7 protein-coding genes are annotated in these 14155 nt (G+C 46.5%); all 7 read right to left on the bottom strand.

Features of this window, described 5'->3' with window-relative positions; genetic code table 11:
- The gene (locus tag ACYIA1_RS16960; RefSeq protein ID WP_005863493.1) at window positions 1-804 is read right to left on the bottom strand and encodes a metal ABC transporter permease; all 804 of its coding nucleotides are present in this window, start codon (window positions 802-804) and stop codon (window positions 1-3) included.
- Window positions 805-821: 17 nt separating this feature from the next.
- Window positions 822-1241 (bottom strand): hypothetical protein, encoded by a 420-nt coding sequence (locus ACYIA1_RS16955; RefSeq protein ID WP_005860099.1) that lies wholly within the window; start codon window positions 1239-1241, stop codon window positions 822-824.
- 35 nt (window positions 1242-1276) lie between these two features.
- A complete protein-coding gene (locus ACYIA1_RS16950; RefSeq protein WP_227713674.1) occupies window positions 1277-2512 on the bottom strand; it encodes a 3-phosphoshikimate 1-carboxyvinyltransferase in 1236 nt (411 codons plus the stop codon).
- 547 nt (window positions 2513-3059) lie between these two features.
- The gene (locus tag ACYIA1_RS16945; RefSeq protein WP_480336029.1) at window positions 3060-3881 is read right to left on the bottom strand and encodes an alpha/beta hydrolase; all 822 of its coding nucleotides are present in this window, start codon (window positions 3879-3881) and stop codon (window positions 3060-3062) included.
- A 73-nt stretch (window positions 3882-3954) separates the two neighbouring features.
- Entirely contained in the window at window positions 3955-6273 is a 2319-nt protein-coding gene (locus ACYIA1_RS16940) for a GH92 family glycosyl hydrolase (protein ID WP_480336027.1), read from the bottom strand.
- Window positions 6274-6330: 57 nt separating this feature from the next.
- Window positions 6331-9015 carry an alpha-L-rhamnosidase gene (locus ACYIA1_RS16935; RefSeq protein ID WP_122132285.1) on the bottom strand — a complete coding sequence of 895 codons (2685 nt, stop codon included), beginning with the start codon at window positions 9013-9015 and terminating at the stop codon, window positions 6331-6333.
- A gap of 117 nt (window positions 9016-9132) precedes the next feature.
- Window positions 9133-14103 (bottom strand): C10 family peptidase, encoded by a 4971-nt coding sequence (locus tag ACYIA1_RS16930; RefSeq protein WP_122132284.1) that lies wholly within the window; start codon window positions 14101-14103, stop codon window positions 9133-9135.
- Between the last annotated feature and the right edge of the window lie 52 nt (window positions 14104-14155).

The raw sequence follows: 14155 nt of genomic DNA, 5'->3' as shown, positions 1-14155 counted from the left end.
TTAACGCCGTAACAACGGTTTTATTGCTTTCAAGGCCAAAAAGAGGACCACCAAAAACAAGATGATAAACGCACCGGAAGGCACGTTCAGGAAATAAGAAAGAACCAGTCCGGACACGCAACCCAGAAAGCCGATCGCGATACTTCCCCATATGATCTTCTTGAAGTCGGAAGTAAACAGGTTCACCGTTATTTGAGGCAGGGTCAGCAAACTCATCAATAGCATAATCCCTACCAACCGGATCGAAAGAACAATTGTCATGGCGATAAAGCACATCATCGTATACTCGATCCATTTTACCGGTAGGCCTTGCGTGACAGCGAAGTCACGATCGAACGCCACGTAAACAATCTCACGGAGGAAAAGGGAGAATATGAGTATCAACAATACCACCAACCCTAAAATCCATAAGATATCGGCCGTAGAGATCGTTAATATATTACCAAATAGATAGGCGGATAGATTCGGGGCGTACCCCGGGGTAAGGAAGATGAAGATCACTCCCAAAGCCATACCCAGCGACCATACGCCCGCTATAGCGGAATCCTCCCTTACGTTTTGCGTCTTGCTCGCCCACTCCACGCCAAAAGCGGAGAGGATGGAGAACAGCATCGCCATCAAGATCGGATTTGTTCCCAGATAAAAACCCAAGCCCAAACCACCGAACGAAGCATGCGTGATCCCTCCGCTGATAAATACCAACCGGCGGGATACGATGTAAGTCCCGACAATCCCACAAGCGATAGCGGTTAGCAAGCTCCCGATCAAGGCGTTCTGAAAAAAGGCATATTGCAATAAATCCATATGATTCGTTTCCTAAATTAATGAGTACGGCGTTCGCCAATGATCAAGAATGCCTCATCCTTCAAGGCATCTGGCAAATTGATCCCTCGCAATTGCAGGCTACGGAGCCAACCGGCCACCTCCACTTCCCGGAGGGTATAAAGCACTTCACTAAACTCCTCAACGGCTTCCTCATCGTAAGCGTCCGCTTCCACTCCTTGGAACCGATCCAGTTCCTCATCGTTATAATATTCGATTTTCTTGCTGACGGCAGCTAATAAACTATCCCGCTCGCAAGTCTCATGTTGTCCGCAGCAAACCTCCGGGATCTCCTGTGCCTCGGGGATCTCCGAGATCTCCCCCCGTTCCAGCATCTTCTGAAGTTTCTTATTCCGGAAATACCCGGCGATAGCGGCTACGACACCCAGGCCTATAAGACTTATGACAATGTACCACATAATTCAATTGAAAGTTGAGAATTGAAAACTGAAAATTAAAGGGCTGATTCCCTAATAGAGAAACCAGCGGCCTTAAGATCTTCCCAATAATGGGGATAACTCTTGCTGACCACTTGCGGGTGGGCGATCTCTATCCCCTCGGGACGTACCAAAGCGGCGGGAGCGAATGACAAAGCCATCCGATGATCCTCGTAAGTGGCGATTACCGGATACGACTCCGGTTCCCTGCGTTCACCGTTCCACTCCAAGATGCTATCATTGCGATCCGTCAACACATAACCTAATTTACGAAGCTCTGTCTTCAATGCCTCGATCCGATCCGTCTCCTTGATCTTCAAGGATTGAAGTCCCGTAAAGCGGAAAGGGATATTTAATAACACGCAAGTCACCACAAAGGTTTGAGCCAAATCCGGTTCATTCACGAAGTTATAAACCAACTTCTCACAGATATTTCCAGTATGCTTTAACACGACTCCACGTTTCGTATAAGTAGTGCCCACTCCCAATTGAGCGAACAACTTCGCTCCGGCGGCATCTCCCTGCAAGCTATTCTTGAATAAACCTAACAATTCGATCTCAGCATTTTTCGATAACGCCATGATCTCATACCAATAAGAAGCGGCACTCCAATCGGATTCCACCGTAAAACGAATCGGCTTATACTCTTGGGGAAGTACTTTGATCGTATTCTCCGTCCAAGAGGCTCTCACTCCATATTGCTCCATCAATTGCAAGGTGATATGGATATAGGGCCTAGAGATAATAGCGCCCTCCAAATGCAACGTAACCCCATTTTCTGTTAACGGGGCGATCATCAAGATAGCGGATATATATTGAGAGCTAACATTTCCCGGTAGCGAGATCTCTCCGCCTTGCAAGGCGCTTCCGAAAATACGCAAAGGGGGATAACCCTCCTTCTCCATGTACTCGATCCGGGCGCCTAAAGCGTTCAGCGCATCCACCAACACCTTGATCGGACGGTTCTTCATGCGTTCGGTTCCCGTAATCGTCCATTCGCCCACCACCTTCGAGAGGAAAGCAGTAAGGAAACGCATCGTCGTACCCGCCGCACCCACATTAAAATCCCGATCGTTCGAGTTCAATGCCTTTACCATCAAATTTGTATCATCGCAATCGGATAAGTTCTCCACATCGTATGCGCTATAACTTAGCGCATTCAAGATCAATGCCCTGTTACTGATACTTTTAGAAGCGGGAAGCTTTACGGTAGTCCGGATAGCGGAACCCGGAGCATCTATCTGATAATTCATCGCTTTCGTATATTCAAGATTCAAGAGGCAAAAGTACGAAAATTAGCGTACATATGGAGTATAACAGCGGGAAACTTTCTTTATGCTTCTTTTCGAATGCGAATCGTGACAAGGCATTCGTTTGAATCGCCCCAACCAGTAGACGTGAGGGGCTATAAAACGCCCTTTTAAGTGAGAGTATTCCCGTTTTTAAGCACGAAAGGCGACAAAAGCCTACACGTATAGTCGCGTTGGGCGACGCCAATACTGCCGTTAGGCATTATAAACAGTCACGAATAGGGTTGTCAATAGTCGTGAATAGGCATCGTAACCCGGTTAGAACCCAGTCGTAACCCTATCGGATAGCCCGAAGAAGTCAATGGATATGAATTAGGATGAATTCTTTTCGCTAGAATGAAAGGCGGTTTTTCGGTATTGTATTATCAATGAACGAATTATTGTTTTTTCTTGCGTATTTGGCAACGAGTCGTACATAGTCCCGGAAAAATCGGTTCTCCGGGACTTCAGTTTACAAAATGTCAGAATGTCAAATCGCCAAACGGTCTTATCACAAGGCCTTCATCTTCAAGAAATGCTTCCAGAAAAAGAGGATCTGGTAATCAATAGAATTATTCCAGTATTGTGAATCATGATTACCCGGGCGAGTGATAAAGTCGTGGTCGATGTCTTGTTTTAATAACGCTTCGTGGTAGTTTTTATTCACCTCCAAAAAGAAATCGCTGTCACCGCAATCGAAGATCAAAGCGATCTGGTCTTTCCTCAAGGTTGGAACCAAATTGATAACCGTGTACTTCTCCCAGTTTTCCGGATATTTCGCCTTCTCACCTATTTGCACGCTCATCTCCCAGTTTTTCGGGAAAGGGCGGATATCCACGCCACCGCTGGTACTTCCCGCAGCGGAGAAAACATCGCTATGATGAAGGCCATTCCACATAGCGCCATGTCCACCCATGCTCAAGCCGGTAATAGCACGTCCCTTACGATCGGCCACGGTCTTATAATGGGAATCCACGTATTTCACCAACTCATCCGAGATGAAAGTCTCATACCGTACATCAGCGTTCAAAGGGCTATCCCAATACCACGTATTCTTACCATCCGGGCATACGAAAAAGATACCCTTCTCATCAGCGATCTTAGGTAGATCCGGCTTGATACCGACCCATGTACGAGCGTTACCGCCATAGCCATGTAACAAATAGATCACCGGACACGCTTTCGTCACGGCCACATCCGGACTTACCACGACTACCTCTATACTTTTATTCATCGAAGGACTTTTCACTTGCAAAGTATCTACCTTCGCTGCCTGTAAACCGAGCGGAAGCAAACAAACCAACGCTACCGCTACCTTTTTCATCCAATTCATATCAGTGAACATTAATGATTAATTCCCCGTAGCCTTGTTTTCAAGGAACTACGGGGGACAAATATACAGATTTCTACTCGATGCCCCAAGTCTTGTCCGGTGTAGGCCCCATCTCCAATTCTAGTACGCCACCTTTCATAATATCCTTATAATCAAGATAGCATCTCGTATAATCCATCCCGTTTAATTTAGCGGATTGGATATAGGTGTTTTCCGGGGTATTTCGGTTGGCTCGTATGATAAATGTATTCCCTTCGCCAACCTGAATCTCGGTCTTCTCAAAAACCGGGCTGGATATCTCATAGCGAGTATCTCCCGGACAAACCGGATACAAACCACATGCCGCCAATACATACCAAGCGGACATCTGACCGACATCCTCGTTTCCAACCAAGCCTTCTACCTTATTCTTATACGCCTTATCGCAAATGAAACGAGACCATTTCTGGGTTTTCCACGGCTGTCCCAAATGATTGTACAAGAAAGGCACATGATGAACCGGCTCGTTCGCATGATTGTAATAAGCGTTCCACAGGAAATCCGTAGGCGTCTTGTCGAACATCGTATCCAGATCGGCGATCACCCGTTCCGTTCCTCCCATCAGTTCCACCATACCCGGAATATCATGAGGCACGAACCACCCCTGTTGCAACTCATTGCATTCCATACAGCCGTACCATTCCTTCAGCTTACCCTCTTCCGGCCAAGCCTCAAACCGGCCATTCGCTTCTCTCGGGCGGAAGCTATGTTTCTCCGCATCATATAAATTCCGGTAAGACTGAGCCAACTTCGCATAATAAGCCACATCCTCCTGTTTTCCTAATGATTTCGCCAACTGAGACATACACCATTCCGTATACGCATACTCCAAGGTTTTGGAGATACTCTGCGGATTCGGGGTATAGCCCAACTCCGCATTCCCGAACATTCTCGAGGTTTTATCCGCATACCGATAAGCCTTTTCCATATCCAAGCTACAAATACCTTTCGCATAGGCATCCGCCAAGACCGATATAGCCGGATTTCCTAACATACAACCGCTATAGGCGTTCAACAACTCCCAGCGCTCATAGTACTCACGGCCACTCTCCTCTGCCATCGTTGTCAATGACTTCAACAAATCATTCACCAATACCGGATTAATAATCGTTTGCAAAGGCATCTGACTACGGAACACGTCCCAACCGCTAAAGATCGTACGTTTCGTGAACGTATCCGACTTATGCGCTTTTCCGTCCGCGCCCATATACTGACCATCCACATCCGTGTAAATCCTCGGATCGATCATCGTATGATACAAGGAGGTATAGAAGATCACCTTTTGCTCATCCGTTCCACCGCTGACATCCATCTTAGCCAAAGCCGTATCCCACAACGAGCGGGCACGAGAACGTACCGCGTCAAAATCCCAATCCTTGATCTCCGCTTTCAAGTTCTTTTCCGCACCCTCCAAGCTTACAAAGGAAATACCGGCCTTGAAAAGAACCTCCTCATTCGCTTCGGTCTCAAACTCCGTAAAGAACCCGAGGTGCTCACCCTCATATGCCTTTGGTCTCTCCGAAATCTTTGCGTTCGCTGTCAATGTCTGGAAAGCCGAGCTCTCCACGAATTCCCGATGCCGATCCTGCCCAGCCGGGATATCCACGCTCCATACACCATAATCTTTCAACGGTTTGGAGAACTGCGCATAAAAATACACGGTATACCGGGAAGAACCCTCACCATTCCCCCAGCCTCCGCCTTCCGGCGTACATTCCATTCGTCCGGCGATCGTATGGTCATCTATCACTTGAACCGCCTGATACGTAGAAGTACCTCCTACACGACGGGCTAAGTCCAACTGGATGCGAGACTGCTTATTCTCGGGGAAAACGAATCTCAGCATACCGCTATGAGGAGCCGCTGTCGCTTCCGCTTGTATCTGGTAATCGCTAAGCAATACCTTATAATATCCAGCCTTGGCCTCCTCGGATGATTTATCATACCGGGAACGATACCCGGCTACGCCCCCCTCTTTTCCTGAGTTCGTACGCAGATCGCCCACGGTAGGCATTACCAATAAATTACCCAGATCACCGTACCAGCCGATACCACTCATCTGCGTAAAGGCGAATCCCTCGATTGTCTCATGCTCGTAGCTATATCCGGAACCATTGTCGCCCCCTGTAATCGTATTCGGACTTACCTGTACCATACCGAAAGGGGTGGTCGCACCGGGGAAGGTCTTCCCCAAGCCATGGTAAGCACCGGCCGCCTCCGTATTCGTACTCGCCCCGATAAAGGGATTTACATAATCTGTTCCCGCCATCAGATCTTTCTTTTGAGAGCCGCAAGCTACGGTAACCAATCCCAATAAGCCGAAAGCAGAGGCTAATAATGTTTCTTTAATCATGTTATATTCGTAGTATTAAGTTATATTTATTTCCAAAAGAAGGGAATCATATGATTCCTATTCCGCAGGCAGCGATAGCGTGTGTTTTCCACTTTCCAACAGAATCGAACCCGCCGATATTTCTACATTATTCCCATCTAACACACAATTCGATACGTTAAATGGAGCGATAAAGGTCGCCGTACTATTCGCTGGTATCTCCAGATCAAGGGAAAGCGATCGGTTCTCCATAGTCCAAGACACACGTGCCGTACCGTAAGGGGTCTCTCTCGCCACCCTCGCCCACGTCACGCCATCCGGCACTTGCGGTTTGATAAAGAAATGTTTATAGCCCGGCCTATCCTCATCCGGCAAGATCCCTCCGATCGCCTGACAGAACCAAGCGCCAATGCCATTGAAACAATTATGAACCTTACTACGTTCTCCCGACCAGTATTCCCAAGTCGTAGAAGCCCCTTGATCGATCATATATAGATATCCCGGTAGCTCTCTCTTTTTCAGCATGGAATAGAGAAAATCAGCCTCTCCGTTCTTTATCGCCCAATCGGTCAAGATCGTAACACCCACCAAACCGGAACCGATATGGCCCTTACAATTCTCCAAAGTCTCTCGATATAAACCTTCCTTTACCTCGGGCATATGCTGTTCATCTGTCACGCCGACCAACATCGGATAAATCCGATCGATCTGGGAGCCTGTAGCGTACTGTTTCTTCTCCGGATCATAGAAAGTCTTCTGGATAAGCTCGTTCAATCGTTGGCGACGCTCTTTATACTTAGCGGCATCCTCCGCTTTCCCCAATACCTTCGCGATCTTCTCCATCGTAGTGAGGCAATCGCTTATAAAGCAGTTGCTAACCAGATCTACCGATGACTGCGCCGTATAATCGACACCCGCCGGAGCCAACCAATCCCCTAAATACCATGCCCGATAATCCGTATCCGGCCAACGTTTCAGCAACCCATCGACCGTATACGCATCCACATAACGCAACCAATGTCGCATAACCGGATAATATCGCTCGATCAGACGGCTATCCCCATAATTCAAATAAGTCTGCCACGATCCCGTGATAATAAAGCCACACCAATACGGACCACCTCCCGCCGGGTATGGATTCGGTACGCAATGCGGCATACCCCCATCCTCACGGATGCAATCCTGCCACATCTGCATCCAGTTCATATACACGGAAGAGCCCTCATACAATGTCTGGAAACTCTTACAAGAGGCATTTCCATCCCCACCGTATCCCATACGCTCATAATGCGGGCAGTCTACGATATAACCACTGAAAGCTAGGTTCTTGAAAGTATATTTGATCATCGCATAGATAGCATTCAAGTCCGGATCCGAGCACTCGAAAGACGAGGCATCCTTATAATCCGTATGAATCAGATAGCCAGTTACCTCCTCGGGAGCTTTCGCCAAACCGGATATCCTTATATATTGAAACGCATGGTGGTTAAATTTATTTCGGAATACCTCTTTGCCTTGTCCGGAACCGATATACCAATCCTCATACTGTCCGTTCTCCTCTTGTGGCTTGAAATCTTCGTTTTCATTTAACCAATCCGTATATTCCATACGGACCCGGTGGCCTTCCGGCAATTTCGGGAAACTCAGCTCAACCCAACCATTCAACGCCTTTCCCATATCTACGAGCCAAATACTGTCCCCTATCTGCTTGATTTCCTTGGGACGGATAATCTCTTGTATTCGATTAGGCTCACACATTTGGGGACTTACCTCCATCCCGGGTACCTCCACCTCCAATACCGGCGTCCAATCCAGTTTGTCAAGCGTAGCGGTTGTCAAATCTGGCAACGCCTTTCGCCCATCCACACATTCACCCCCGAATTGATGGGGATACCAAGTACCGGTACCGGTCTCACCATACATACTTCCCCGGCCTTCCCAAGAGCTATCTGTAACGAGTAACGTACTTGTAGCGCCATTTCTTTGAATCTCGTCCAATTGCAGTTTAACCAACGGCCCATCATGAACGGCATTAAAAGTAGCTTTTCTGTACCAGCCACGGCCCAACCAGAGCAATAAGTCGTTTATTCCCTGCTTTGCGTACGGCGTAAGATCGTACGTCACCGATAATGATCTTTTGTTTAATTGAGATACCGCAGGCGAGAGAACATCTTCTGATACCTTCCTCCCATTTAAATAGATCTCATGATACCCTAAGGAGTTTACATGAAGGAGTAATGTGGCATCACGGTCTTGAAGCTCGAACTTCTTCCTTAACATCGGATTCTTCTCATCCGGCATCCCTATATATTTCCCTTGCCATTCCGCTTTATCCAAAAGCCCGATCCCAAAGCGATTGATTGGACTCCAATCCGAGGATTCCCCCTTATCGCCCCATACCCGAACTTTCCAATAGGCCAGCACACTAGATCGCAACTCTTTTCCTCGATAAGGGACCATCACGGAAGCGGACGATTCCACCTTACCTGAATTCCATAGATCGGCTTTGCCTTGAGCCAGCAAGGAACTATCCGTGGCTACTTGTATCTCAAAATACGCTTGCCGCATAGTTTGCCCGTCTGTCTCGATTTTCCAGCTAAAATGGGGATGGGTATTGTCGATTGCGACCGGATTCTCCAAGTTCTCACAACGAAGATCTTTTAAGATGATCCTCCGCCCGGATTCACAGCCCGACATCAGTAACAATAGGGTCACAAAGTAGATAGATATACATTTCATGATAAATAGATTGAGATTACGCATGAATATACTTTCTAATGGCTTACGATACTTATATCCCCGGTAAATATTAAGATTTATTAAACAAGAAAGGCGAGCCACTCGCAAATGACTCGCCTTCCTATGATTCCTCAAGAATGGCTAGAAGCGGATCTTGTAGGATTGGTTGCCAATATAAATTATATAAGACCCTTGTGGAATACTCGTGATAGTCTCGCCTACAGGCAAAGATAAGTTCCTATACAAACGCCCTTCGAATGTAACGATACAAGCTGTGTCCATAACAGGAGTCTGGATATGCAATCGTCCATTCTCTCCCCATACTCGCAAGCCATTGGGATCTACCTCTGCGTTATCAGTAGGATTATCTTTCACGATGCCTGTTACGGTAACAACGATATTACTCGTTACTTTCTCAATCACATAACGGCCGCTTGATACCGGACCAAGTACTGAGCCATTCGCTTTCACTGTCAGTTGAGGCGCACTGTAGCCGTCCTTCAAAGTCAGTGTGAACGCAAAACTCTTGCCGGATTCTACATTCGTGGAAGACTCCGCAATCAAGGTAGCGCCCTCTACAACCGGCAATGTCACCATGTAGGTGGTCGGGGTTGGCTCCGGTTCTGGTTCCGGATCCGGAATCCTATTACCTGCCGCCGTAATCACCAAGGTAGCCGTGATCTTCTCCAATGCGAAAGCACCCGTGCCAGAATTGTATGTATAATCCGTAGACGCTAGCGTATTCTCTCCCATCTTCACAGTAATGGATGTCGGAAGCGTATAGCCGGAGGCTGCTTTCAGCGTAAGTTCCACTTTGGAATCCTTAGCCAAAGGCTCGAAAGAAGCCGGATCGGAAGTGAGGTTAACAAGATTCGGGATTACCTCAAAGAAGCCCTCTTGTACACCTTTCGCCTCAATAACGATCTCGCCATCCACATTCTCAATCTCGATTATTCCCGTCGTATTGTCATACGTATAGTACTCAGAACCTGATGCCCTAAGCAAGTTCTTTTGCTTCAACAAACGACCATTCATCATCACCTTTATGACATAAGGGAATTTGTATCCCGTAGCTGGTGCTAATTCACATTTGAATGGCTCTCCTTCTTTCACAGTCTCTCCGGAAGTCTTAATCTCTATGTTCTCGGTCTGTTCTTTCACTTGGAAGATCTCCGCACCAGAAGCTTTAATGGAAACCTCAGCGGTTACGTTCTTTATTTCTATCTCCCCGGTCTTCGGATCATAGGAATAACCGGAACCAGCAGCCAGCACTTTACCACCCATCATCACCTCGATCGTGGAAGGAAGCCCGTACTGTGGGGTCACTACAGACAACTTACCGGTCAGGGTCTCACCATGTTTAATCTTCTTGCCTTGCGAGATATCAGAAGTCAAGTCTTTTAACGTAAGGGCTACCGCATAGCTCTTCTGTACGCCTTGCGCCGTGATCGCTAACTCACCGGTTACTTTCTTCAAAGAGATTTTTCCCGTAGCGGCATCATAGGTATAATCAGTTACGTCTACCAATGTTTTACCACCCATCGTTACCGTGATCTCAGTTGGAAGTGTATAACCCTCATTTGCGGAAAGTACACAAGCGAAGGCTTCACCAAATTGAACTTTAGTGTCCGACTTGATATCGGAAGTTATATTTGCCAATGTAGCGGTAACTGAATAGCTCTTTTTCACACCTTGTGCGGTAATGGAGAGCTTCCCTGTAATCTTCGCCAAAGAGAAAGCTCCTGTGGAAGTGTTATAGGTATAATCCGTACCGGCAACCAAGGTCTTATCACCCATCTTCACCGTGATCGTGGTTGGAAGTATATGACCTTCAGCCGCCTTCAAGGTCAATTCAACTTTGCCATTAACTAATACCGGATCAAAAGAAGCAGGTTCGGAAGTAACTCCAGCCAAATTGAGTATCACCTCATAATGGCGATCATCAATACCGGAAGCTTTCACGGTCAAGTCACCGGAAACTGCCTTGATCACGACTTTACCCGTTTTAGCGTCGTAGGTGAACTCTTCCGCTGTCAATGCGTCATTGCCCTTCAAGATACTGATCGCATCCGGAAGCTTGTAGTTCGTAGCGGCTTTCAAGGTGAAAGTGAACGATTCGCCTTCCTTCACGGTCGTAGCCGAGGTAATGGCCGGCGTGGAGGTTAGGTTCTTCAATTCTGCCGTTATCTTATAAACGGATGGTTCAGACACTCCTTCAGCGGTAATGGCTACCTCACCTCTCACATTCAATATCTCTACTTTGCCTGTCTTGGCATCGTAGGTATATCCCTTTCCTGCCTCTAAAGTGGAACCGGACATCTTTATCGTAATCGTTGACGGAAGCATGTAACCGCTATTCGCTGATAAGGTAAAAGAGAATGCCTCTCCTTCTTTCACGGTCGTAGCGTCTACGATGGCAGGGGAAGAAGACAGATTCGACAAATTAGCCTTAACGGGATATGTGGCGGCTTGGATCGGATCGGCTTTAGCAGTGATGACGATATCGCCGGTCACGCTATTGATATATACATATCCATTCGCTGGATTATAACTATAGATTTCCGGATCTAGGGTATTCCCGTCCATCGTAATCGTAACTGAAGATGGAAGTTGATATCCCATACTCGGAAGTAATACAAGCACCAAGGACTTCTGGTCTATGACAGTTGTCACCTCGTCTTGGACAGTCAAATCTTGCAAATTCACTTGGACCTTATGGGTTGTTATCGGAGTTTCCGATATGATAAGACTTGCGTTCTTATTATCGGTGGGAACACTCTTTCCTCCCACAGTCCCAACAGAAACAGACACATTTGCGTATTCATCTTCTGTAATTGGCCGCCCCGAACTTAGCAAGAACCGATAACTAGCCCCCTCCGCAAGATTACCGACAGCTAATGGCTCTTTTGTATAATGATAATTCTTATCAATCGTCTCTAGTTTAAGTTCTGTCTTCTGTTCGCCATCTACATAATATAACTTAATTTGGTCTATTGACTCTGCAACTAAAGATGTAGATAGTTTAACCTCTTTTCCCACAAGACAAGGATCTGCCTTATCAAAAGTATAAGTGAAAGGTATTTCCGTATTCACGGTTCCAATGACAGGGTCTGGAGTAATCTTTCCTTCGATGCGATTCAAAAATACCATCGATTTATCTTTTACCCCACCCTTAGAATTAACCATATCGGATTCGATATATATTTGAATATCGTAAACCAACTCGCCAGCCTTGGCAGACAGCACCTTGAGATAATTTATATATGACCCATTAGTGATTTGCTCCAGGCTCACCGGCACGTCGAAAGAGCCATCTGTACCGATCTCGGCCTTTGTCCCTTGATTTGCTTTATAAATATCGCGATCACCATAATAAACATTCAATTGTCCTTTCCATGCGGCATAATCTTTCAAGGTATAACGCAAAATGACATTTTCCGCCACATTGGCGAGACCGTAAGAAATCCTATCTGTATTGTAATCGTTATATTCAGAGTTATCCAAACCCGTTATTGCCAAATACTTGTCATCAAAACCATTCCAACGAATGCTCACATTTATAGGTCTTACATTCGGATCGTCCGGATCATCATTTGAATTTCGCACTCCATTCATATCAATATATAAAGGAGCCTCAGCCGTACCTGTCATGACTACCCAATTCTCTCCATCCCTTGAATAAACCGGAAGAATTTTCTCTCCCTCTGCTAGAGCCTCGGTCAGCTGGCATTTGAAATCCCAATATGTAGACTTTTGCATCCAAATTGAAACCTCTGGTGATGGCGTACTGATACGCTTCTTGATTTTTCCATCCGCTCCGATCACGGCCATATCCACTGAACCGTAGAACTCTGCATTCCCTATATTTTTCGCACCTACGTTAATCGTAAAATCTGTATTTACCGCTAGTTGACCTGAAAGCTCAAGAGACAAATACTTCAACATATATATTTTCGTATCACCAGCCTTTGGAGGACGTATACCTATTCCCATCCCATATAAAACGTAAGGATCATCCCCGCCGTCGGAATCCAATGCGGAAAGTAAAAAATATCCATTGCTGATACCTCCCCACCCCCAGTTAATATGAAAAGCCTCATCTTCCTTATAGCCATCACAAATGAAAGCATGGCCACCTTCGCTATTATTCCCACTGTAAATAACAGGTCGATTACTTTCCAATTCATCTCTTACCAACTTTTTCCATTCTGTCCAACGATAATCCGATTTATTAACGTATCGCAAGCCATCACTATAACCGTATACAGAGTTAAGCCTCTCTATCGCATTCTTTGTATTAGCTCCACTTACATCAACAGAATACCCCATATCAACATTGGCCCCAATCTGCCACATCAAGGACGCTACAGTATTTGCCTCTTCCTCCGTAAATTCTCCATCTTTATAAATAAGAGGCATCTTGTCCCACTCATACGGCCCGTAGGAAACAGGAAGTCCACTCCAATATTCATTTACTCTATTACTGCTAGTAACAGTCTCTACCGGATACTCATGATATCTCATGACAATGGCAAGTGCCGTAGCTACACATCCGGTTACAGCATGGTATCCATCAATGATGGGTGTCTGCCGATTGTACGGATCTCCTTGATCCCACCTTGCGGTCGTAAGCAGTACCTCGGTAGAAGCCGCCCTCAAATTACCAGCTAGGTATCGCCCCCACTCGGATTGGATATTCACCGAGGCTTCCAAGTCTTTACGTTCGGCATAAGTGATCTGGCTTTGATAGAAAGCTAACATCGCACGCAAGTTGTCCGGCAAATTATTCGGATCAAAATTACCCTCGTCCGATTGTCCCAGAACCGGATAAGCACGATCATCACCGGAGACGATCACGAATCCCTTGTTTCCCGGTACATTAAACACGAAATAGTCCACAGCACCATCAACCGTCCCGCTTCGTAACGCAGAACTTGATTTTCCCGGTGCCGCCGCATAAACCAACGATAAGTCTCCAGCCGAGCGCAAGCCCGAACCCGTATTAGCCACGTTCTCCGCCACCTTGCGGGCCGTGGACACATCTATCCTTTCCGCCCAGACCATCGTGGCCGACAGGCAAAGGATCAGCATTAGTAAAAGTTGTTTTCTCATGAATTATAAATTTATAATGAATAAATGATTTAACATTCGTTAGTAAGGGGGA

The organism is Parabacteroides sp. KHUB-02 (assembly GCF_056640955.1).
The sequence above is the reverse complement of the archived record's forward strand: the minus strand, read 5'-3'. Positions and strand labels throughout refer to the sequence as shown.

Bases quoted from the DNA above. Each gene is read 5' to 3' on its own strand.
- ACYIA1_RS16960 (WP_005863493.1), bottom strand. From the start codon at position 804: ATGGATTTATTGCAATATGCCTTTTTTCAGAACGCCTTGATCGGGAGC.
- ACYIA1_RS16955 (WP_005860099.1), bottom strand. From the start codon at position 1,241: ATGTGGTACATTGTCATAAGTCTTATAGGCCTGGGTGTCGTAGCCGCT.
- ACYIA1_RS16950 (WP_227713674.1), bottom strand. From the start codon at position 2,512: ATGAATTATCAGATAGATGCTCCGGGTTCCGCTATCCGGACTACCGTA.
- ACYIA1_RS16945 (WP_480336029.1), bottom strand. From the start codon at position 3,881: ATGAATTGGATGAAAAAGGTAGCGGTAGCGTTGGTTTGTTTGCTTCCG.
- ACYIA1_RS16940 (WP_480336027.1), bottom strand. From the start codon at position 6,273: ATGATTAAAGAAACATTATTAGCCTCTGCTTTCGGCTTATTGGGATTG.
- ACYIA1_RS16935 (WP_122132285.1), bottom strand. From the start codon at position 9,015: ATGCGTAATCTCAATCTATTTATCATGAAATGTATATCTATCTACTTT.
- ACYIA1_RS16930 (WP_122132284.1), bottom strand. From the start codon at position 14,103: ATGAGAAAACAACTTTTACTAATGCTGATCCTTTGCCTGTCGGCCACG.